The 20893-nt window shown below is 64.2% G+C and carries 15 protein-coding genes; 1 reads left to right on the top strand and 14 read right to left on the bottom strand.

Features of this window, described 5'->3' with window-relative positions; all coding sequences use genetic code 11:
- Positions 1-241: 241 nt before the first annotated feature.
- From JQ621_RS00875 to JQ621_RS00845, 7 genes are all read right to left on the bottom strand, one after another.
- The gene (locus tag JQ621_RS00875) at positions 242-2662 is read right to left on the bottom strand and encodes a caspase family protein (RefSeq protein WP_212232543.1); all 2421 of its coding nucleotides are present in this window, start codon (positions 2660-2662) and stop codon (positions 242-244) included.
- A gap of 213 nt (positions 2663-2875) precedes the next feature.
- The gene (locus tag JQ621_RS00870; RefSeq protein WP_212232542.1) at positions 2876-3400 is read right to left on the bottom strand and encodes a DUF2846 domain-containing protein; all 525 of its coding nucleotides are present in this window, start codon (positions 3398-3400) and stop codon (positions 2876-2878) included.
- A gap of 92 nt (positions 3401-3492) precedes the next feature.
- Positions 3493-6990 carry a DNA polymerase III subunit alpha gene (gene dnaE / locus JQ621_RS00865; protein ID WP_212233756.1) on the bottom strand — a complete coding sequence of 1166 codons (3498 nt, stop codon included), beginning with the start codon at positions 6988-6990 and terminating at the stop codon, positions 3493-3495.
- Between the two features lie 481 nt (positions 6991-7471).
- Positions 7472-8197 (bottom strand): outer membrane protein, encoded by a 726-nt coding sequence (locus JQ621_RS00860; RefSeq protein ID WP_212232541.1) that lies wholly within the window; start codon positions 8195-8197, stop codon positions 7472-7474.
- A gap of 670 nt (positions 8198-8867) precedes the next feature.
- Positions 8868-9059, bottom strand: coding sequence for a hypothetical protein (locus tag JQ621_RS00855; RefSeq protein ID WP_212232540.1), 192 nt, complete (start codon positions 9057-9059; stop codon positions 8868-8870).
- 583 nt (positions 9060-9642) lie between these two features.
- Positions 9643-9816 (bottom strand): hypothetical protein, encoded by a 174-nt coding sequence (locus JQ621_RS00850; protein WP_212232539.1) that lies wholly within the window; start codon positions 9814-9816, stop codon positions 9643-9645.
- A 172-nt stretch (positions 9817-9988) separates the two neighbouring features.
- Positions 9989-10762, bottom strand: coding sequence for a helix-turn-helix transcriptional regulator (locus JQ621_RS00845; RefSeq protein WP_212232538.1), 774 nt, complete (start codon positions 10760-10762; stop codon positions 9989-9991).
- Between the two features lie 108 nt (positions 10763-10870).
- Between JQ621_RS00845 and JQ621_RS00840 the strand changes: the two genes are divergently transcribed.
- A complete protein-coding gene (locus JQ621_RS00840; protein ID WP_212232537.1) occupies positions 10871-11950 on the top strand; it encodes an alcohol dehydrogenase catalytic domain-containing protein in 1080 nt (359 codons plus the stop codon).
- A gap of 131 nt (positions 11951-12081) precedes the next feature.
- On the opposite strand, the gene JQ621_RS00835 is transcribed toward JQ621_RS00840, so the two are convergent.
- From JQ621_RS00835 to JQ621_RS00805, 7 genes are all read right to left on the bottom strand, one after another.
- A complete protein-coding gene (locus JQ621_RS00835) occupies positions 12082-12786 on the bottom strand; it encodes an ABC transporter ATP-binding protein (protein WP_212232536.1) in 705 nt (234 codons plus the stop codon).
- A 7-nt stretch (positions 12787-12793) separates the two neighbouring features.
- The gene (locus JQ621_RS00830; protein WP_212232535.1) at positions 12794-14074 is read right to left on the bottom strand and encodes a lipoprotein-releasing ABC transporter permease subunit; all 1281 of its coding nucleotides are present in this window, start codon (positions 14072-14074) and stop codon (positions 12794-12796) included.
- Between the two features lie 73 nt (positions 14075-14147).
- Positions 14148-15467, bottom strand: coding sequence for a proline--tRNA ligase (gene proS, locus JQ621_RS00825; RefSeq protein WP_212232534.1), 1320 nt, complete (start codon positions 15465-15467; stop codon positions 14148-14150).
- A 147-nt stretch (positions 15468-15614) separates the two neighbouring features.
- Positions 15615-17177, bottom strand: a complete 1563-nt coding sequence (locus tag JQ621_RS00820) for a copper resistance CopC/CopD family protein (RefSeq protein ID WP_212232533.1) — start codon at positions 17175-17177, stop codon at positions 15615-15617.
- Entirely contained in the window at positions 17177-17695 is a 519-nt protein-coding gene (locus JQ621_RS00815) for a YcnI family copper-binding membrane protein (RefSeq protein ID WP_212232532.1), read from the bottom strand. The genes JQ621_RS00820 and JQ621_RS00815 overlap by 1 nt, the downstream gene beginning before the upstream one ends.
- A 31-nt stretch (positions 17696-17726) precedes the next feature.
- On the bottom strand, positions 17727-18248 hold the full coding sequence (locus JQ621_RS00810; RefSeq protein WP_212232531.1) for a copper chaperone PCu(A)C: 522 nt from the start codon (positions 18246-18248) through the stop codon (positions 17727-17729).
- Positions 18249-18290: 42 nt separating this feature from the next.
- Entirely contained in the window at positions 18291-20810 is a 2520-nt protein-coding gene (locus tag JQ621_RS00805; protein WP_212232530.1) for a TonB-dependent receptor, read from the bottom strand.
- Between the last annotated feature and the right edge of the window lie 83 nt (positions 20811-20893).

Here is a 20893-nt window from a genome sequence, read left to right as displayed (position 1 = left end):
CACCGGACGGCCTTGTGAGCCATGCTTCCGTGTGAGATGGCGCGCTGTATAGCGCCATTTCGGCCAGAAGCAAGGAAATAAGGGCCTTTCCGGGCATTTGCTGCCCGCGAAAGACCCGTTCCGGCACCACCGACCTGCCCGATCAAGCGTTTTCTAGCGACGTGGAGCCGGTTCGCATCCAGAAAACGCGTGAAATCAACAATCTAGAGCCCCGTTCCGACCTCGCCGGAACGGGCACGGCCTAGCACTTTGGCTGGTTAGGCGGGCATTTCTTCGGGGCCGCAGGAGCTGCAGGACGTGGCGGCGGCGGGGGAGCCGGACGCGGTGGGGCTGCAGCCACCCGGGGCGGCGGCGGTGGCGGTGCCGGACGGGCCGCAGGAGGAGGCGGCGGCGCTGGCCGGGCGGCGGCGACCGGCGGCCGCGGCGGCGGTGCCGCCACCCGCGGCGGTGGCGCGGCCATCCGGGGCGGAGGCGAAGCCGATGGCCTTGCGACGGCCTGCTGGTGCGGCGCCGACGGCGCCGGCTTGGTAACCTGCGCGGGCGTCGGTGTTGGGGGTCGTTGCCCCTGCGGCTTGATCTGCTCCCGCGTGGCGATCGGCGGCGAAGGCTGCGTCGGCTTCCCGTTGGTCACGTTCGTGGTCACGGTCGGCTTGCCCGCAGGGGTCGTGGCGGGCGGCGTGACGACAGGCTCATGCGCCAACGATTTCGCATGCGGATCCGGCGCGCCGGTCGCCGGCGTTTGCGCCACGGGCGGCTTGGCGGCCGGAGTGGTCGCGGCGTTTGCCGGAGCGATCGTGTTTGCAGGTGCAGTCGCGGCATTCGGATGAACCTGCTGGCCGTTCACAGGCGCATTTGCCGTCGGCGCCAGCCGGTTCGGCGCGGTCTGCGACCCCGCCGCGCCAGCCGGTACGGGCGGCGTGTTCTGGGTGCCGGGAATCGGAAGCGCGTGGCCGGCCGGGGGCGCCGCGGTGGGAGCGATTGCGTTCGGCGTGGCGTTGACCGGCTTCACCATCATCGCGGCCGGCTTTGCCGTCGGGTTGCTGACGAACGCCGCCTGGCTCGGCTTGAGTTGCTGACCAGGGTTGCTCTGGATTGCCATCGCCGTCTGCCTGACGGCGCCGGGCACCGGCGTCAGCGCGCCGGCGCGGCCAGCTCCATTCGCTGCCACGAGCGCCGCGGCCGCGGTATTCCCGGCAGGCGGCGGAGCCGGCGCCTGGTTGATCACGGTGTTGATCACCGTGGTGTTGTGAATGTTCTGGTAGATGATGTTGTTCGGCGGCGGCGCGACATAGATCGGCGGCCGGACGAACACCGGAATCGGCACGAACATCGGCTGCGGCAGCACGAACAGACCGACGACGGGCAGCGGCGGCGCCAGCACGATGAAATCCGGCGGCGGCGGCGGGCAGAAATAGACCGGCGGCGGCGGTGGCGGCTCGAAGCCGAAATCCGGATCGCTGAAATACAGCACCGGACGATCGACATAGACCACCTCGGCCGGCGGCGGCGGCGGCACGTCATAGTCCATCATTGCGAAGGTCGGCGGCGGCTCGATCGGCGCGGTCAGGATCGCAAGCCTTCGCCGCGCATCGCCCGCATGCGGCCCGCGCGGATAGCGGCGCAGATAGGACCAATAAGCGTCCGGCGTATCGGCGCGATAGCTGCGCCGCCACGTGATCGCCTCGCGGCGCGCGGCCACGATCGCCATCACGCGCTTGGCCAGGGGATCGCCGGGATAGGCCGCGAGAAACTCCTCATAGGCCGGCAGCGTGTCCCGCTCGAGCGCGGCTGCATAGGCGTCCTGCACGCCGAGATCGCGAATCGGCTTGTTGCGGATCGCGGCGACCTGATCGGGTGCGGCCGCCGGCGGCGGTGCGTCGGGCGCGCGATCGAAGAAGGAGAAGGGAGCACTGACCTTCTGATCGTCCCAGGGCACCTGCGCGCCCTTGGAGTTCTCATTGACGCGCAAGCGGACGCGGTCGAACACCTCCGGCAGCGTCAGCCCGCCGGTGCGGATCATCTCGGCGAGCGATTGCGCGTAGATGCCGTAGGGCCCCGGCTCTTCGGGGGCCACCGTGCCGGGGGCTGCGTTGAAGGCGATCAGCATGTTCGGATCGGGCTCGACCAGCGCCAGCCCGCTCGCGATCGGCTGCTGGCCCCCCTCGACGAAGGGCTGCGCGCGCGCGGCGTCGAGCACGATGATGTTGGCCTTGAGCGGGATGGCGGCGAGCTGGCGGGCGTAGTCGCTGATGCGCAAGGCCTCGGTCGGAATGTCGGTGTCGCGCGAGATGTTGGAATCAACAGGGATGAAATAGTTCTCGCCGGCCAGCTGCACGCCATACCCGGCCAGATAGACCATCGCGACGGTGCCGGGTCCGGAGGCCTGCGCCTTCTGGATGAAGTCGCGAAGACTCTTGCGCAGCGTGTCGGCGTCGAGATCGCGGGCACCGACCACGTCGAAGCCGGCGGCCTGCAGCGTCTGCGCGATCAGGCCGGCATCGTTGGCGGTGGTCGCCAGCGGCGACTTGGCATAGGCGCCGTTGCCGACCACAAGCGCGATGCGCTTTTCCTGCTGCTGGGCACGGACCGGCTGCGCCGTGCCTGCGGCAACGATCAGGAGCGGTAGGAGGAAGCAGATGAAGACCTTGTATGTCCCGCGCATGGCTTGCTTGCCCATTATTGTTTTGAGGTTCGCCGCGCATGAGACGCGCAGCAGCCTGAATGACAGTTGAACGAAAGGCTCGGATTGAGGCGACGGAATGGCCGACCCTCACCTCCCGGTCAGCTCCACGTCAGCTTCGCGAGCGCCGCCGATGTCTCCGGACCCGGATGTCACGACCCAACGGATAACGCCGCGATGCGGGCCGAACGATTGCTATGGCGCCAACCGCAGTTCGGCGATCGTCGTTCGGGCGGCATCTTCCTCGAGTGGAAAGAAATCGAGCGGTCCGGGATTGCTGTCGTTGGACGTGATCGCAGCCCCCACGAGCAGGCCGGCGACACCGCCGGCAGACGCCATTCCGCCCAGGACCTTCGACCTGTCGCTCGGTCTGGCCAGGAAGAAATAGGTGCGTCCCGCCTGGGTGGAGAAATCTTTTTGGCTGACGCCCGGGAACATCGCGGCGGTGGCCGATATCTGGTGCTGGCCTGCCGGGCGATCCAGATAAACATAGGTACCGGTCTTGAGATCGGCCATCGGCCCGCCGTCGAGCTTCACGTCCCAACCCGGATCGGTGATGCCGCCAAATCCCTTCTCGCGAAGCACCACGATGCGCGACCGTCCCGCAGCCGGCGGTCCGATCTTTTGCGTCATTGCCGAATAGTCCAGCCCGTTTCGTTCAGTCTCGCAGCCGACCAGCACGACCGCAAACAACAGCGCAGACACGCTCCGCCAGAACATCGCTTCCCACCGCCCCGATACGCCCGTCTTGAGCATATTAAAGGACACGGTGTGGTTGCAAGGGAGATTGCGTTCTGGTCTCGGATCGCGTCTCAGATCTGCTGCACGTCCACCACACCGGCCACGGCCTTGATCGCCCCGGCGATCTGCGGCGAGACCTTGAAGCGGCCGGGCAGCTTCATCTCGACCTCGGTCTCGAGGTCGAGCATCATCACCAGCGAGACCTCGCCGTCGCCGTTGGAGCGCGGCGCAATGCCGGGGCTGCCGATCTTCGGCGCAGGAGCGCCGGCGGCTTCGGGACCTGCCAGACGTTTGGCAATCGAATCCAGCGGCTTGGTATCGCGCACGAAGATGCGCAGGCCCTTCTGCGTCTTGGCGGCGGCATCATCGAGCGGCTCGGCATGCAGCACGCGCGCGCGAACGTCCTCGCCCTGGAGTTCCGCACCGAGTTGAAGCAGCACCGCCGCGCCCGGCTCCAGCACGTCGCGATATTGCGCAAGGCCTTCGGAGAACAGCACGGCTTCGAAATGGCCGGTGGGATCGGACAGGCCCATGATGCCCATCTTGTTGCCGGTCTTGGTGCGCCGCTCCATGCGCGACACCACTGTCGCCGCGACCTTGCCGGCGGTCGCACCCGTCTTCACCGCGCGCGAGAATTCCGCCCAGCTCTGCACTCGCAGCCGCTTCAAGACGGTCGCGTAATCGTCGAGCGGATGACCCGACAGGAAGAAGCCGACAGCGTCGTATTCGCGGCGAAGCTTTTCAGCCGGCAGCCACGGCTCGATCTGCGGCAGCATGATCGTCGGCGCATCCGCCGACATGCCGAACATGTCGTTCTGGCCGATGGTCTCGGCCTGATGCGCACGCTGGCAGGCGGCCAGAATCGAATCTGCGCCCGCGAAGACGCGCGCGCGGTTGGGCTCCAGCGTGTCGAAGGCGCCGGCAGCGGCGAGACTTTCGATGATGCGCTTGTTGATCGCTCGCGGATTGACGCGCGCGGCGAAGTCGGCGAGCGAGGTGAACAGGCCCCGCCTGGTCCGCTCCTCGATGATCTGGTCGATCGCCTGGATGCCGACGCCTTTCAGCGCGGCGAGCGCATAGTAGATGACCTTGTCGCCGACCTCGAAGGTCGCCCCGGAGCGATTGATGTTCGGCGGCTCGACCTTGATGCCGAGGCGCTGCGCCTCGGCGCGGAATTCGGAGAGCTTGTCCGTGTTGTTGAGATCGAGCGTCATCGACGCCGCGATGAACTCCACCGGATAATGCGCCTTCATATAGGCGGTATGGTAGGACACCAGCGCGTAGGCTGCCGCGTGGCTCTTGTTGAAGCCGTAGTCGGCGAATTTCGCCAGCAGCTCGAAGATGGTCTCGGCCTGCCCCTTCGGCACGCCGTTCTTCACCGCGCCCGCGACGAAGATGTCGCGCTGCTTGTCCATCTCGGCGCGGATCTTCTTGCCCATGGCGCGGCGGAGCAGGTCGGCGTCGCCGAGCGAATAGCCCGACATCACCTGCGCGATCTGCATCACCTGTTCCTGGTAGATGATGACGCCGAAGGTCTCCTTCAGGATCGGCTCGAGCACCGGATGCAGATATTCCGGCTCCTCGTCGCCGTGCTTGCGGGCGCAATAGGTCGGGATGTTCGCCATCGGACCCGGGCGATACAGCGCCACCAGCGCGATGATGTCCTCGAAACGGTCGGGCCGCATGTCGACCAGCGCGCGCCGCATGCCCTGGCTTTCAACCTGGAACACGCCGACCACCTCGCCGCGCGCCAGCATCTGGTAGCTCTCGGCATCGTCGATCGGCAGCGTGGCGAGATCGACATGAATGCCGCGCGGCTTGAGCAGCTTGCAGGCGACGTCTAGCACAGTCAGCGTCTTCAGGCCGAGGAAGTCGAACTTGACGAGGCCGGCCGGCTCGACCCATTTCATGTTGAACTGGGTCACCGGCATGTCGGATTTGGGATCGCGGTAGAGCGGCACGAGCTCGCTCAGGGGACGATCGCCGATCACGATGCCGGCCGCGTGGGTCGAGGCGTGCCGCGTCAGGCCTTCGAGGCGCTGCGCGATGTCGAACGCGCGCGCCACGACGGGATCTTCATCGCGGAACGCCTGCAGCTTCGGCTCGCTCTCGATCGCGGCAGCCAGCGTCACGGGCGCGGCCGGATTCTGCGGCACGAGTTTCGTCAGCTTGTCGACCTGGCCGTAGGGCATCTGCAGCACACGCCCGACGTCGCGCAGCACGCCGCGCGCCTGCAGCGTGCCGAAGGTGATGATCTGCGCGACCTGATCGCGGCCATAGCGCTGCTGCACGTAACTGATCACCTCGCCGCGGCGGTCCTGGCAGAAGTCGATGTCGAAGTCCGGCATCGAGACGCGCTCGGGATTGAGGAAGCGCTCGAACAGCAGGCCGAACTTGATCGGGTCGAGGTCGGTGATGGTCAGAGCCCAGGCGACCAGCGAGCCCGCACCCGAGCCGCGGCCCGGTCCGACCGGAATGCCCTGGCCCTTCGCCCATTTGATGAAGTCGGACACGATCAGGAAGTAGCCCGCGTATTTCATGCGCATGATGACGTCGAGCTCGAACGCCAGGCGCTTGTTGTAGTCTTCCTCCGTCGTGCCCTGCGACAGGCCGTGGACGCGCAGGCGATTGGCGAGCCCCTCCTCCGCCTGTCGCTTCAATTCGGCCGCCTCGACGGCGGCCGCATCGGAGCTGTTCGCGGCGCCGACCGTGAAGAACGGCAGGATCGGCTTGCGCGTCATCGGGCGGAACGAGCAGCGCTCGGCGATCTCGACCGTCGAGGCAAGCGCCTCCGGAATGTCGGCGAACAGCACCGCCATTTCGGCGCGGGTCTTGAAGCGGTGATCGGGCGTCAGCTGCTCGCGCTCGGTCTCGGCGATCAGTCTGCCGCCGGCGATGCAAAGCAGCGCGTCATGCGCTTCGTAATCGTCGGTCGTGGCGAAATACGGCTCGTTGGTCGCGACCAGCGGCAGGCCTTTGGCGTAGGCGATGTCGATCAACCCGCTCTCGATCCGCCGTTCCTTGTCGACGTTGTGGCGCTGCAGTTCGACATAGAGGCGGTCGCCGAACAGGCCGGCGAGACGCTCGCAGCGCGCGGCCGCAACCTCGGTCTGGCCGCTGGCAAGTGCGAGCGCGATCGGTCCGTCGGGACCGCCCGTCAGCGCGATCAGGCCCTCGGTCTCGCCGTCGAACCAGTCGAACCTGATGAATGGCGCGTGACTGTCGGGCGACTCGAGGAACGCGCGTGAATTCAGCCGCATCAGGCTGCGATAGCCGCGCTCCTGCGCGGCCAGCAGCACCACGCGCGAAGGCGGCAGCGCGTTGCGCGCGTTGGGATCCTGGTCGCCGAAGTCGATCGCAAGCTCGCAGCCGACGATCGGCTGGATGCCGTAACCGGCCATCTTGTCCGAGAATTCCAGCGCGCCGAACAGATTGTCGGTATCGGTCAGCGCCAGCGCGGGCTGGTGGTCCTTCTTCGCGAGCTCGCCGAGCCTGGCGATCTTGATCGAGCCCTTGAGCAGCGAATAGGCCGAGTGAACGTGAAGGTGGACAAATCCGGCGCTCGGCATGGTCGCGTGACGGCCTCTTGCAGATGAGTTGGAGCGGTCGCCGGCGTCAGGCGCATCATGCATGCGCTTGGGCGACTCGCCCCACGATGGTGGGGGCTCGCCGCGCCAGAGTCCACGCTGGACCTGCCGATCCGCTGCCTCATCCCGCTTTTCCCCAAGCTGCCATTCAGGTGGCCATAGAAACGGCCATCAGAGGTTTCCGTCGCAGCTAGAGCTGCGGGATCACCTGGGCCCAGATCGCGATCATTCCGACGAACAGCGCGATCGACGTCAGTGCAGCGGCTTCTTCCACGAAAATCCTGAACATGGGCTTGCTCCATCACTAGAACGTATGAAGAACATTGTTCTCATTTCGTTCTCCGGAGTCAAGCGAACTTGGCCGTTTCAAAATGAAATGGTTAACTCGTTGGGTTTGCAGCATAAAAAAGCCCCGGCGCAAGGCCGGGGCTTTCGACATCAGCTCTGTTCAGAGCGACCGTTCTCAGTACTTGGCAACGATCGGGCCGCCGAACTTGTAGTTCAGGCGGACGAGGCCCATGTCGACGTCCTGACGGATACGATCCGTCTTGAGGCCAACGAAGGTGACGTCCTTGTCCGACAGGAAGATGTGGTTGTACTCCACGCCCACCGACCAGTTCGGCGCAAAGCCGACTTCGAGGCCGGCGCCAACCGTGCCACCCCAGCGGGTGTCGCTGTTCGAGGCGAGCAGACCGCCGGTCGCCGTGCTGAACACCTCGTTCTTGACGCCGACGACGGCCGCACCGCCCTTGGCATAGACGAGCACGTTGTTCCAGGCGTAACCAACCTGGCCGGTGATCAGACCGAACGAGTCGATCTTGGTACGGTTGCGCTGAGCGAGCAGCGCGCTGGTGTTGTCGCCGGTGAAGTCAGCCCAGTTGCCCTGGCCTTCCACGCCGAACACCCATTGGCCGGACTGCATGCGATAGCCGACCTGGCCACCGACCGTGCCACCCGTGGCATTGTGAGAACCTTCGCCGCCAACCAGCGGAGCGGTCTGATCCCACCTCGCGCGAGCGGAAGCACCGCCGCCGTTGATACCGATGTAGAAGCCGCTCCAGTCATAGACCGTGGCGATCATCGCGGGTGCCTTGGTGTAAGGCCGCGCAGCGAGGTCAGCAGCCAGCGCCGGCGCAGTCGCGCTGATCGCGACGAGGCTCACAGCGGCAAGCAACAAATTCTTGTTCATTTGAATCCCGTTCCAGTTTCGTCATTAGGCCCCCGGGCCATGGCGACGTCATAACAGCGATCCACGGAATTGCTGTAACCTCGACGCAACAGTTCGCACCAAAGGGCCGCGCACCATTAATGAACGTTTAGCCGCGCATGCACGGAAACCCTTTGAAACAAGACTATTTTGCAGTTTCAGCGTCGTGTCGGCGAGACGCATTGCGAACGCGCGCAACAATGTCGCGCGCACGATCGTGTGATCGACGAATCGAAAATTGTGCGCATCGTCTTGCCTCCGCATTGTCGCCACATTCTCGCCCGCACTCGCCACATTCGCGGTCGTGTTCCGCGCGCGTCGATGTCCGTGTCCGCGACTCCGCAAGTTCCGTCGAGGTTCCGTATTTTGCGCAGAAGGCAGCCACGTCGCTCGCCGCTGTCGGGATCGCTTCCACCCATTTCAGGCCCATCGACATGATCAGGAGGTGTAAGAGCAGGATGCGATCCTTGTCCGGGAACCGCGGATCGGACTTTCCCGCGCTGCCTCCCTGCCCTTGCTCACGAACGGGCGGCCGGTCGCACCTGCGTCAATAGCGCGTAGGAAAGTACATTGCTCATTGCGCGCGAACCTCGGCCGAATTCAGCATTTTGGCTTATCTCGCGGTCCAAATCCGACAACCTATCCGCGTCTGCTATTTCGATTTGGCGGCTTGCGGCGCGAGCGCGCGCTTCATGGAAGCATAGGTCCTCAACTGTGCTGCGTTACGAAGCGCCTTCTGTCGCGCTTCTCCTTCGGGCAATTGTTTCGCCTCATCGGCCCGCGCGTCTGCTTGCTCGTCCAAATGGTCTGCCGTCAAGTAAGGGATCTTATTGCTGTTACGCATGCGGGGCCTCACGCTTCTGCTCTTCCATCACGTTGCCAAAACCTAGTCCGGGGGTTTCAGCCCGCCGGCCAGCCAGCCCCTCGCGTCGCCGTTCATGGGGTCGTTGACCACCAGGGTGCGCTGGGCACGATCACATTTGGGGCACTCGAACGTGCGGAGTTCGTAACCCGCAGGGCCGGGCGCAATGCCGGCCAGGAACGTGCGGATCTGGCAGTGCGGACAGCGCGGGTGTTCGAGGGCGCTAAGCGGCGAACCAGCTGGCAATGCGTGAGAGCTGGGCATGTGCGGCACCCCCTTGTCAGGAAGAGCGCCCAAGCGCCGCCGGACACCGACCCTGATGAGGTACTTTCGCGCCCTCGAAATGGGCTGGCTGGTCAATATTGACCGCAACTCGTCATTTTTTGATATTTCGGCATCGCCGGCCCAAAGGGAGGGCTTGCGAAGTCAGCAAAGCGAAGATCTGGGTGCACCGTGCTTTGTTGGACGCAGTTTGTCTGAAAAGTCTGGGCTCGAGAGAGACGACAGTCCAATTCGATGGCGCGCGGCTTGTGTCCTGTCGCGCGCCATAATCAAAGGATCACTGTCACGGGCGCTTGTCGGGATTCTGAATCGCATCCTTATTGTTCCCCGGTTCAGGCCGGTCCTTGGGAACAGATTGACTTTTGCCGGACTGGTTGCCGGGATTGAAGTGATACGTGCCATCAGGCTTTTCGCCGGGCTGTTTTTCGTTCGGATTCTTGGTGTTATTATCGGCCATCGAGCTCTCCGTTGGACAACGCAGCAACAGCTGCATTGGACATCGGCAACAGCCGCGCAGATGGTAAGTTCCCGCCTCATCGGCCAGCCGCCGGCCCGTCGATCTATTTCGGCCTCCCGACGCAAACGGCTTGTTGCGGGATAATGGAACGAGCAGTCGCCCTGACTGCGCGCTACACCGGCGTGTAGATCACGAGCTTCAGCGCAGGATCGTCGTTGGCCTGAAAGCTGGCGTGCTCGAAATGCAGCACGCCCTTGGTCGGGTGGGTGAAGGTCTTGCGGCCTGACAGGGTGCCCTGCACGTCGTGCGCGTCCCACCATTTGACGAATTCGGGACTGCCTGCGCGCAGCCGCGTCACCAATTCGGCAAAAGCGGGATCGCCCGCCCAGACGTCGTGGGTGGCGCGAAACATCGCGACCATGCGCTTGGCCATATCAGCCCAGCCTGCACCATAGGATTTCCGGGTCTTCTTGTTGGTCAACACCAGCAGCAGCGTATTGCGATCCTCTTCGGGCAATCGCCCGAACGCGAAGATCTCCTCGGCCGCCTTGTTCCAGGCCAGCACGTCCCATCTCCGCCCGGTGATGTAGGCCGGGTGCGGAAGACTCTCGACCAGTCGCCGAATGGCCGGCGGCACCACCTCGCGGGTGAAGGGTCGCCTCTCGCCGTCGCGCGCGAGGTCCTTGAGATGCGCATGCTCGGTTTTGCTGAGGCGCAGCGCCCGCGCCAGCGCATCGACTGTGGTGACCGACGGGCTGACGGTGCGGCCCTGCTCGAGCCGGATGTACCAGTCGACCCCGATGCCGGCGAGCTGCGCCACCTCCTCGCGCCGCAACCCCGCCGTGCGCCGCCTCTGCCCCGCGGGAAGACCGACCGACTTCGGCGACAGCTTCTCGCGCCGGGAGCGAAGGAAATCGCCGAATTCGACGCGGCGTTGGTCGGCCATGGCGTGCTCCCGTGATGGAGGGCTCTTCCAATACTAGGATAATACCAGGCCTTCTTGTCCCGTCAAACGCGCCGCATATCCGTATCACCCGTCCCTGAGGTGAACATCATGAAAGCTGCCGTACTGAAATCCTTCGGATCCCCGCTGGCGATCGAGAACGTGCCCGCCCCGGTGCTCGGCACCGGCGAAGTGATCGTCGACATCGTTGCCACCCGCGTGATCTCGTATACCAACGAGGTGTTGAGCGGCGAGCGCCAATACGCGCTCGACCTCCCCGTCGTTCCCGGCGCGGGCGGGGTCGGCCGGGTGCGCGCGATCGGCCCGGACGCGACCAAGCTTGCAATCGGCGACTGGGTGCTGTGCGGACCGACGGTGCGCGCGCGCGACGACGCGATCGCGCCCGACATTCACCTGCAGGGCGTCAGTGCCCGCGGAGAAGGCGGCATGCGGCTCCAGAAATATTTCCACGACGGCTCGTTCGCCGAGCAGATGCGCCTGCCGACGGAGAACGTGACGCGGCTCGGCCAGATCGACGCCGCGGAGGCCAGTCGATGGTGCGCGCTGGGCAACATGCTGGTGCCGTATGGCGGCTTCCTGGCTGCCAAGCTCCAGCCCGGCGAGACCGTGCTGGTGAGCGGCGCGACCGGCAATTTCGGCAGCGCCGCGGTCGCGGTGGCGCTGGCGATGGGCGCGGCCTGCGTGGTGGCGCCGGGCCGCAACGAGGCGATGCTGGCCGAGCTCGTGCGCCGTTACGGCGAACGCGTCAAACCCGTGAAGCTGACAGGCAACGAGGCCGACGATTGCGCGCGCATGAAGCGCGCCGCACCCGGCCCGATCGATTGCGTGCTCGACATCATGCCGCCTTCGGTCGCGACAACGGTCGTACGCGCCGCCATCATGACGTTGCGCCCCTACGGCCGCGTCGTGCTGATGGGTGGCGTCAACATGCAGGGCGGCGCCGGCCTCGAGCTGCCCTACAACTGGATCATGCGCGAATGCATCACCATCCACGGCGTCTGGATGTATCCGGCGGATGCAGCGGTGCGCCTGATCGCCCTGGTGCGCGCGGGGCTTCTGCGCCTCGACCACTACGAGACCAGGGACTTCGATCTCGATCACGCCAACGAGGCCGTTGCCCATGCCGCCGCCAACGCCGGCCCGTTCAGCATGACGGTGATCCGGCCGTAAATTGCCTGAAGGCGGCGGCGATGCGCGACCGCCGCCGTTTTGCCTGCGATGTCAGATGGCTGGGCCGCCTCACCCCTGATGTAGACGGCCGCTTCCGTCTACTGTGCATGGGGTTGTTTTGCGCGTTTTGGCTAGTCGAGCTCGACGACCTGGCCGTTCGACAGCGAGACGCGCCGGTCCATGCGGCCGGCGAGCTCCATGTTGTGGGTCGCGATCAGCATCGACACCTTGGTCGCCCTGACCAGCTGCATCAGCGCCTGGAACACGTGGTCGGCGGTGTGCGGATCGAGATTGCCGGTCGGCTCGTCCGCCAGCAGCACGCGCGGCGCATTGGCGACCGCGCGCGCGATCGCGACGCGCTGCTGCTCGCCGCCCGACAGCTCCGCCGGGCGATGGGTGATGCGCTCGCCGAGGCCGAGATAGCCGAGGATCTCCTTGGCCCGCTTGACGCTCTCGGACTTCTTCAGGCCGCGGATCATCTGCGGCAGCATGACGTTCTCGAGCGCGGAGAATTCCGGCAGCAGCCGGTGCGACTGGTAGACGAAGCCGATGTCGCTGCGGCGCAGCTGCGTCCGCTCGATGTCGGGCAGCTGCGAGGTCGGCGCACCGTTGACGTAGACCTCACCGGAGTCGGGCGCCTCGAGCAGCCCCGCAATATGCAGCAGCGTCGACTTGCCCGAGCCCGACGGCGCAACCAGCGCGACCGACTGACCCGCCCACAGCGCCAGCTTGGCGTTGTCGAGGATCGTCAGCGCCGCCTCGCCCTGGAGGTACTGCCGCCTTATCTCGTGGAGATAGATAACCGGTACATCTTCCGCCCCGTGCTCCCGCTCCATCAGTCCCTCACTCGTACCGCAGCGCTTCGACCGGATCGAGGCGCGCGGCGCGCCACGACGGATAAAGCGTCGCCAGGAACGACAGCGTCAGCGCCATGATGACGACGGCCGTGGTCTCGCCGACGTCGATCTCGGCAGGCAGTTTCGACAGGAAGTAGAGCTCCGGCGAGAACAGCTCTGTGGAGGTCAGCCAGGACAGGAATTGCCGGATGGATTCGATGTTGAGGCAGATCACGAGGCCGACGAAGAAGCCGACCAGCGTGCCGACCACGCCGATCGAGGCGCCCGTGATCAGGAAGATCCGCATGATCGAACCTTGCGATGCGCCCATCGTCCTGAGGATCGCGATGTCGCTGCCCTTGTCCTTCACCAGCATGATCAGGCCGGAGACGATGTTGAGCGCTGCCACCAGCACGATCATGGTCAGGATCAGGAACATCACGTTGCGCTCGACCTGGAGCGCGTTGAAGAAGGTCGAGTTGCGCTGGCGCCAGTCGACCAGGAACACCGGCCGGCCCGCCGCCTCCGTGACCGATTTGCGGAAGGCGTCGATCCTGTCGGGGTTGGTGGTGAACACCTCGATCGACGTGACGTCGCTGCTGCGGTTGAAGTAGGCCTGCGCCTCGGCGAGCGGCATGAAGACGAAGCCGAGATCGTATTCGGACATGCCGATCTCGAACACGGCGACGATCTTGTACGGCTTGATGCGCGGCGTGGTGCCCATCGGCGTCACTGCCCCCTTCGGCGCGACCAGCGTGACGCTGTCGCCGGCATGCAGCGACAGCTGGTCGGCAAGCCGTCGGCCGATCGCAACGCCCTGCCCGTCGTCAAAGCCCTCCAGCGAGCCCTGCTTGATGTTCTTCGCAATGGACGTGAGGTTGTTGAGATCGTCGGACCGGATGCCGCGCACCAGCACGCCCGAGGCGTTCCACGGCGAGGAGGCCAGCGCCTGACCATCGACCACGGGCGCGGCCAGCCGGATGCCCTGGACCTGGCTGATGCGCTCGGCGACGTCCTTCCAGTCGGTCAGCGGCGATTCCAGCGGCTGGACCAGGATGTGGCCATTGAGTCCCAGGATCTTGTCGAGCAGCTCTTTGCGGAAGCCGTTCATCACGGCCATCACGATGATCAGCGTGGCCACGCCGAGCATGATGCCGAGGAAGGAGAACCCGGCGATGACCGAAATGAATCCCTCCTTGCGCCGCGCCCGCAGATAGCGGGCCGACAGCATCCACTCGAAGGGTGCGAACGGCGCAGTTTGAACGGTTTCGGTCATGGTTTCATCCATCGCTCGATAATCCCATGATTCGGGGTCAATTGTGGCCGGATTGGCGGCCGCGATATCGGGCGATGAACAATAATCAGCCGACCAGGCGTGCGACGACGTCCGCCGGCGACAAATTCTCGCGCGAGCCGTCGGCGCGGCGTTTGAGCTCGATCTTGCCGTCGGCCAGCCCCTTCGGCCCGATCATGATCTGCCAGGGGATGCCGATCAGGTCGGCGGCCGCGAATTTGGCACCGGCGCGCTGGTCGGTGTCGTCATAGAGAACGTCGACACCCTTGGCGGTCAGTTCGGCATAGAGCTTCTCGCAGGCCCCATCCACCGCGGCATCGCCTTGCTTGAGGTTGAGAATCGCGACGCGGAACGGGGCCACGGCCTCCGGCCATTTGATGCCGGCATCGTCATGGCAGGCCTCGATGATGGCCCCCAGCAGGCGCGAGACGCCGACGCCGTAGGATCCGCCATGGATCGGCACGTCGACGCCGTCAGGGCCGGCCACCATCGCCTTCATCGGCTCGGAGTATTTCGTGCCGAAATAGAAGATCTGGCCGACCTCGATGCCGCGGGTGTTGACCCGCTTGTCGGCAGGCACTTCCTGCTCGAACCGCGCGGCGTCGTGAACGTCCTCGGTCGCTGCATAGACCGAGGTCCACTGCTTGATGATCGGCGTCAGGTCGCTGTTGTAGTCGACGTCCTCGCCCGGCACCGGCAGGTCGAGGACGTCGCGATTGATGAACACGCCGGATTCACCGGTTTCCGCGAGCACGATGAACTCGTGGCTGAGATCGCCGCCGATCGGGCCGGTCTCGGCGCGCATGGGGATCGCCTTGAGGCCCATCCGCGCGAAGGTGCGCAAATAGGCGACGAACATCTTGTTGTAGGCGACGCGCGCTGCGGCTTCGTTGAGATCGAAGGAATAGGCGTCCTTCATCAGGAACTCGCGGCCGCGCATCACCCCGAAGCGCGGACGCTGCTCGTCGCGGAATTTCCATTGAATATGATAGAGATTGAGCGGCAGGTTCTTGTAGGACTTCACGTAAGCGCGGAAGATCTCGGTGATCATTTCCTCGTTGGTCGGCCCGTACAACAGCTCGCGCTTGTGGCGGTCGGCGATGCGCAGCATTTCCGGGCCATAGGCATCATAGCGGCCGCTCTCACGCCAGAGATCGGCCAGCTGGAGCGTCGGCATCAGCAGTTCCAGCGCGCCGGAACGGTCCTGCTCCTCGCGCACGATCTGCTCGATCTTCTTCAACACCCGGAAACCGAGCGGCAGCCACGCATAGATGCCGGCCGCCTCCTGCCGGATCATGCCAGCGCGCAGCATCAGCCGATGCGAGACGATCTCCGCTTCCTTCGGATTTTCCTTCAGAATGGGCAGAAAGAACCGCGACAACCGCATGGCAATGCTCTGGGAATCAGTGAGGGGTTGCAGTGAAACCGGATTGGGAGCAAAAACACAAGACCGGGAATGAGGAAAAGCCGCTAACGCGACGGAATTCCTGTCATTTTTCCTTTGCCTTCAGGTTCGACTTGAAGCGCGCCGGACCTAGGGCGGCAGAACCTCGAGCTCGTCCTCGAGGGTGATCTTCTCGAAATCGGTCACCAGCGCGTCGATCCTCACGTGCCAGCGGCCGGCGAAGGGCAGCCCGACTTTGCGGACATGCCAGTAGCCGTCCGGCCCCAGCTCGGCGTCGCGCTCGATCGGCTCGATGCCCCGCTCCGGCAGGCTCAGCGTCAGCGTCGCCTCCTTGGCCTTCAGCGGCGTCGCCTCGCCGGTCATGAGCTGAAGCACGAAATCATCGATGCCGGGCTTGCCCGGGGACACCAGCACCTGGAACATCGCTTTGTCGCTGTGGATGTGGATCGCAAGCGGAGTCTCCGGGACGATCGTCCGCGGCGGCGGCGTGAACCGCCAGCCGGCGACGACGGCGAAAATGCCGAGCGCGGCCCCGCACTCCAGCAGGATCGAGCGTTTGAGCGCGAAAGCCGCTCCTTGATCTTTCACCAACGCCGGCGTCAGCCGATAGCGGTTGAGTGCGGCGAGCCCTAGCAGGGACAACACCAGCGCCAGCTTGACCGAAAGAAGAAGGCCATAGCCGGTCTCGACCAGCGCTGACGGCTTTTCGAGCTGGATGACCGCAAGCGTGAGGCCCGTCAGCGCCAGGGCCGCGACCACCGGCATGGCGATGCGCGAGAAACGGTTCAGCAGCGGCAGCACTGCCGGCGCCGGCTTCGATAGCAGCGCTGCAAGCGGTGCCAACGCGCCGATCCAGAACGCGACGGCGAGGCCATGGACAAAGACCGCGGGCCGCGTCAGCACCTCGGGCGATGCCGTTGCGGCGTGCCCGGTCATCGCAAGCGACAGACCGACGCCGGCGAAAGCGATGGCGGCAAGAACGCGCGCATACCACGCGCGACCGAGCGCCGTCAGCGCGAGCAGCATCGCCGCGATGGCAACGAGCAAAGCCGGGCCGGCACTCGTCACGAATGCGACGGTCCAGGGAGCCGCACTGACAAGCGCTGCCGCCGGCAAGCCGAGAAGATCGAGACACAGCACGCCAAGCGAGACAACCGCGCTTGGGAGACCCGCCAACAGGGCAATGCGCGGTACACCCATGCCGGTCATCGACCAGCCAATCCAGCGGCCAAAGAAAACGCCACCGACACCGACAAATAGCCCGACATAGAGACCGATCCGCGACAGCCAGATCAACGCGTCCAACCAGCCATCGGCATTGGCCGGAGGCTGCGTGGCCGTCGGCGCGCCTACGGAGAAGATCACCGATGCCGCGACGGGATGACCGTCCTGCGAGATCACCCGATAGCTCACGACCGCCGTGCCCTGCGGCAGGTCCGGCGGCATCGCAACCGAAATGCTCTCGCCCGATGCAGTGACGCGCGCATCGTCGCGCACCCTGCCCGCGCCGTCGATCAAGTGGATTGCGCCCGGCGTCACTGCCTCGCTGAAGCGCAGTTCCACGGCCTTCGGTGCACGCGCCAGGATACTGCCACTCGCCGGCTCGACCGAGATCAGCGCCGCATGCGCTGACGCGCCGGTCGAATGGCCGACGACGATCAGCAGCGTCGTGAGTGCAGCCAGAAGACGCATTACGGCTTGGGCAGCAGTTTCACGCCGGGCGCCGGCGACCTGTCTTCATGCGAATGCGCTGCGCCTTCCGCCGGGATTTCGATCCAGCGGCTGACACCCGTCTCGCACTCTTGCACGACCGGGAAATACAACGTCGTGTTCGGCTTCAGACTGTCGGTCAGAAAACTGCTGACGACGAACTCGTCGTAATTGTGGTCCGGCAGCTTGCCGCCGGACCACACAACTTCTTTCACGCCGGAGGTCAACTTGTTGCCGTGATAGTCGTACGGGCTGGCATATTGCCCCTCGACGACATCGACGTTCCAGCCGGCCTTCGGCATCGGCTTCACCGCGATGACGCCTTCGGGGATCTGCACGCGGATCTTGACCGTAGGGGAGCCGGAACAACCGTGCGGCACAGCAAAGACAGCCTTGTAGGATGAGCCGACCGTGGCCTGCTTGCCTTCCAGATAGACATGCGCTGCCGCAGGCGATGCGGCGAGCGCGGCCATAAGGATCAGCCAGGGTATCTTCGACATGCTCAATCTCCCGGAGGTTAGATCACCCGCGTCACATCTTCATTCCCGAATGATCGGGCATTTTCTTCATCATCATGCCTCCGCCGCCGGGCGCCTGCGCACCGACGCCCTGCACATCGAGCGATACGGTGACCTTGCCGGCCTTCTCGAACTCGAGCGTAACCGGCACCTTCTCGCCCTCCTTGAACGGACCCTTCAGCTCCTGGAGCATCAGGTGATAGCCGCCCGGCGCGAGCTTGACGGTCTTGCCCGGCTCGATAACGAGGCCCTTGTCCAGCGGACGCATCTTCATCACGCCATTGTCCATGGCCATTTCATGGATCTCGGCCTTGCCGGCGATTTCGGCCGACACGGCGATGAGCTTGTCGGGCGCCGTCCCTTTGTTCTCGATGGTCAGGAAGCCTCCGGCGACCTTGGCGCCTCCAGGTGTTGCCCGACTCCAGGCCTGAGAAATGACGAGGTCGCCGGCCTTGGCGTCGTCGGCGCGGACGGGAGCTGCGATCACGACGGCTGAGAGAGCCGCGAGCGCGAAGAGGGTTGAGAGCTTGTTCATGTCGATTGCCTTTCTTGTCGCCGTTGAGATCTGTTCCATCCGTCAGAACGTGTACTTGCCGGCGAGAACGAAAGTTCGTCCCGGGAACGGATGGAACAGGAAGTATTGTGCGTTGAAGATGTTGTCGATCCCGAAATCGAACGAGAAGTTCTGCGTCGCCTTGTAGTGAATCTTCATGTCGAACACCAAGAACGGGTCGAAGGCCTGATAGACGTGCGCAAAGGTGTCGGTGTTGTCGAGGGTCGCAAATTGCTTTCCGGTATAGCGTCCCGCGATCGTATAAGCCCAGTCGTCGTTCGGCCGATAGGTCAGCCCGACGGTGGAGCGCCATTCCGGAACATTGGGCACGCGCTTGCCCGTCGCTGTTGTACCGCCGATCGTACTGACAAACGTGGGGTCGCTTAAAATCCGGGAGTCCACATAGGTTATACTGCCGAACACCTGCAGCCGCCTGACAAGCACGTTATCCTTGTCGGCCGACACCTCGACACCTTGCATCCGTATCGCGTCGACATTGCCGATGGTCGTCGTGGGAGTCTGACCGCCCGTCGAATTCGTCACATTCGTGGTTTGCGAGATGATGGCGTCGTTGGTTCTCTCCCTGAACAGCGTCAGCCTGACGCGGCCATCATTCCATTTCCGCTCGAGGTTCAATTCACCGGTAAAGTCGTGCTCGGGTTTCAGGTTTGGGTTGGCGAATGTCGCGACACCAGCAACCGTTATGTTCTGATATAGTTCGGTGACGGTCGGATAGCGATACGATTCACCAAAGCTCGCGGTGACGTTCCACTCTTTGCTGAGATCATAAGAGAGCGAGGCTTTGGGCGAGAAGTTGGTCGAATTCAGTCCTGGCTGGTTCTTTGGGACTGGCACGAAGACGGGGATCGGCGCGGCCGGAATGCCGCTGGTGGTGGTCGGAATAGAGTTGATGTTGAAGCCGTCCAGTGAACGCCAAGTCTCGAGCCGCCCGCCCAGCGTCAATTTCAGATCGGGAGCGATCTTCCAGGCGTCCTGCAGCCAAAGCGCACCGGTACGGGTTTCGCCGACGCCGGTGGTGAAAAGCTGACCGGTACCAGTCGAGGACGTCGCATACCAGACCGAGGACAAATAGACCGGGTTTTCCAACCGATACCGGTCGCCGTGAACGCCGAAGCTGACCTCGTGGGGGCCATCGATGCCGAAGGGCCTCCAGATGCCTTTGGCATCCGCGTTTTGCCAGTTCGTACCATCATTGCGGGTAATCTTGCCGTTCAACGAATAGCCCAGGCCTGACTGCGTGGCGCTGAACGGCGTGACGGTGAACGGATTGAGCTGAGTGTCTTGCAGATAGTTATAGCTCGATGCTGAAAGGTCAAAATCGAAGACGCCTTTGGTGTCGCTCTTGATCGCTACCGCGTTGCTCAGATGGGTCTGGTCCCAGATGTATTTGTTGCTTGCGAACGCACCTTGGCCGCCGAAGGTTGGCTGCCCGTTGAACGTAGACCTTAGATAGGTCTGTGGATCCGAGGTCTGGTGGTTATTCCAGATGCCCAGCGAGTAGGTCGCCTGCACCAGCGGCGAGATATCATAGGCAACTCTCAGATTCCCGGACGTCTGCTGTGAATGTGCCAGCGCACCTGTACCTATCACATTCGCGACGCCGCCTGTCCTGTTCCACGCGCCAATGGCTCCGGTCGTGTTTGCGGGGCCGACACCAAAAACGGAGCCAAAGGTCGTGTAGGTCAGTGGCTGCTGGTAGCTGTCGAGATGATTTGCAGTGACAAGCCAGGACAGCTTGCCGTCGCGATTGCCCGCGGCGGCGCTGGTCTGGCTGGTCACGTAGGTGTCCTTGGTGCCGTATTGATTCCACGGCATGACCGAGACGGTTTCCTTGGCTACCGCAAATGGCTCGTCCGGCATCTTGGACGTGATCAGCAGGACACCGCCAATAGAATTGCCGGGATAGGCGGCCGCGAACGGACCATTGAGGAAATCGATTCGCGCGATCGCTTCCGGTGAGATCAGATTCCACTTCGGCGATGCGCCCGAATTATTGTTGCCGATGAGCGCCGAGATCAGCAGGTCATCATAGTAGATCAGCGTCCGCGCACTGGAGTTCAGGCCCCAGCTTCGCGTCGCGAGCACCGCCTGGTTGTCGCCGTCGTTGCGTTTCCGCACGAACAGGCTCGGCATGTATTTTACGGCGTCCTCGGGATCCTTGAGGTTGATGGTCTCATCGATCCGCTTGGCGGTAATGCTGAAGGATTCCTGCGGTAGCTGATAGCGCGCCACGGCCGCCGGTGTTTGCGGCGAGGGATGTGCATTGCCAGTACCAGCCCCGCCGTCAGCGCTAGCCGGCGCGGGCAGATTGGACGTTGCGGGCTTGGAGCTGCGATTTCGGACACCTGCCGTCCGCGCCCGAACGGGCTTCGCGGGCTTGCGCGCAGCTGTATTTGGAGCCTCGACCGTAACCGGCGGCAGCGCCTGGTTTGATGTCTGGGCATGACTCTGGATCGGCAATCCAACCAACGCATTGCCGAGCGCGAGCAGGCTCACGCCGCTCAAAACGCGATGACGAAGCATTCTACAAATTCCTGACACTGGCTGATCCGCCAGCTCTCTTGAACGACCCCATCGGCAGGTGTTGGGCCTGCCGATCGCTCGGA

The organism is Bradyrhizobium manausense (genome assembly GCF_018129685.1).
Taxonomy (GTDB): domain Bacteria; phylum Pseudomonadota; class Alphaproteobacteria; order Rhizobiales; family Xanthobacteraceae; genus Bradyrhizobium; species Bradyrhizobium manausense_D.
Note: the sequence above shows the minus strand (reverse complement) of the source record. Positions and strands in the feature narration are given on the sequence as shown.

Excerpts from the sequence above, each read along its gene's own strand:
- proS (WP_212232534.1), bottom strand. The coding sequence starts at position 15,467 with ATGCGGTTGTCGCGGTTCTTTCTGCCCATTCTGAAGGAAAATCCGAAG.
- JQ621_RS00820 (WP_212232533.1), bottom strand. The coding sequence starts at position 17,177 with ATGCGTCTTCTGGCTGCACTCACGACGCTGCTGATCGTCGTCGGCCAT.
- JQ621_RS00830 (WP_212232535.1), bottom strand. The coding sequence starts at position 14,074 with ATGGATGAAACCATGACCGAAACCGTTCAAACTGCGCCGTTCGCACCC.
- JQ621_RS00835 (WP_212232536.1), bottom strand. The coding sequence starts at position 12,786 with ATGGAGCGGGAGCACGGGGCGGAAGATGTACCGGTTATCTATCTCCAC.
- JQ621_RS00855 (WP_212232540.1), bottom strand. The coding sequence starts at position 9,059 with ATGCGTAACAGCAATAAGATCCCTTACTTGACGGCAGACCATTTGGAC.
- JQ621_RS00850 (WP_212232539.1), bottom strand. The coding sequence starts at position 9,816 with ATGGCCGATAATAACACCAAGAATCCGAACGAAAAACAGCCCGGCGAA.
- JQ621_RS00840 (WP_212232537.1), top strand. The coding sequence starts at position 10,871 with ATGAAAGCTGCCGTACTGAAATCCTTCGGATCCCCGCTGGCGATCGAG.
- JQ621_RS00805 (WP_212232530.1), bottom strand. The coding sequence starts at position 20,810 with ATGCTTCGTCATCGCGTTTTGAGCGGCGTGAGCCTGCTCGCGCTCGGC.
- JQ621_RS00870 (WP_212232542.1), bottom strand. The coding sequence starts at position 3,400 with ATGTTCTGGCGGAGCGTGTCTGCGCTGTTGTTTGCGGTCGTGCTGGTC.
- JQ621_RS00860 (WP_212232541.1), bottom strand. The coding sequence starts at position 8,197 with ATGAACAAGAATTTGTTGCTTGCCGCTGTGAGCCTCGTCGCGATCAGC.
- JQ621_RS00845 (WP_212232538.1), bottom strand. The coding sequence starts at position 10,762 with ATGGCCGACCAACGCCGCGTCGAATTCGGCGATTTCCTTCGCTCCCGG.
- JQ621_RS00815 (WP_212232532.1), bottom strand. The coding sequence starts at position 17,695 with ATGTCGAAGATACCCTGGCTGATCCTTATGGCCGCGCTCGCCGCATCG.
- dnaE (WP_212233756.1), bottom strand. The coding sequence starts at position 6,990 with ATGCCGAGCGCCGGATTTGTCCACCTTCACGTTCACTCGGCCTATTCG.
- JQ621_RS00875 (WP_212232543.1), bottom strand. The coding sequence starts at position 2,662 with ATGCGCGGGACATACAAGGTCTTCATCTGCTTCCTCCTACCGCTCCTG.
- JQ621_RS00810 (WP_212232531.1), bottom strand. The coding sequence starts at position 18,248 with ATGAACAAGCTCTCAACCCTCTTCGCGCTCGCGGCTCTCTCAGCCGTC.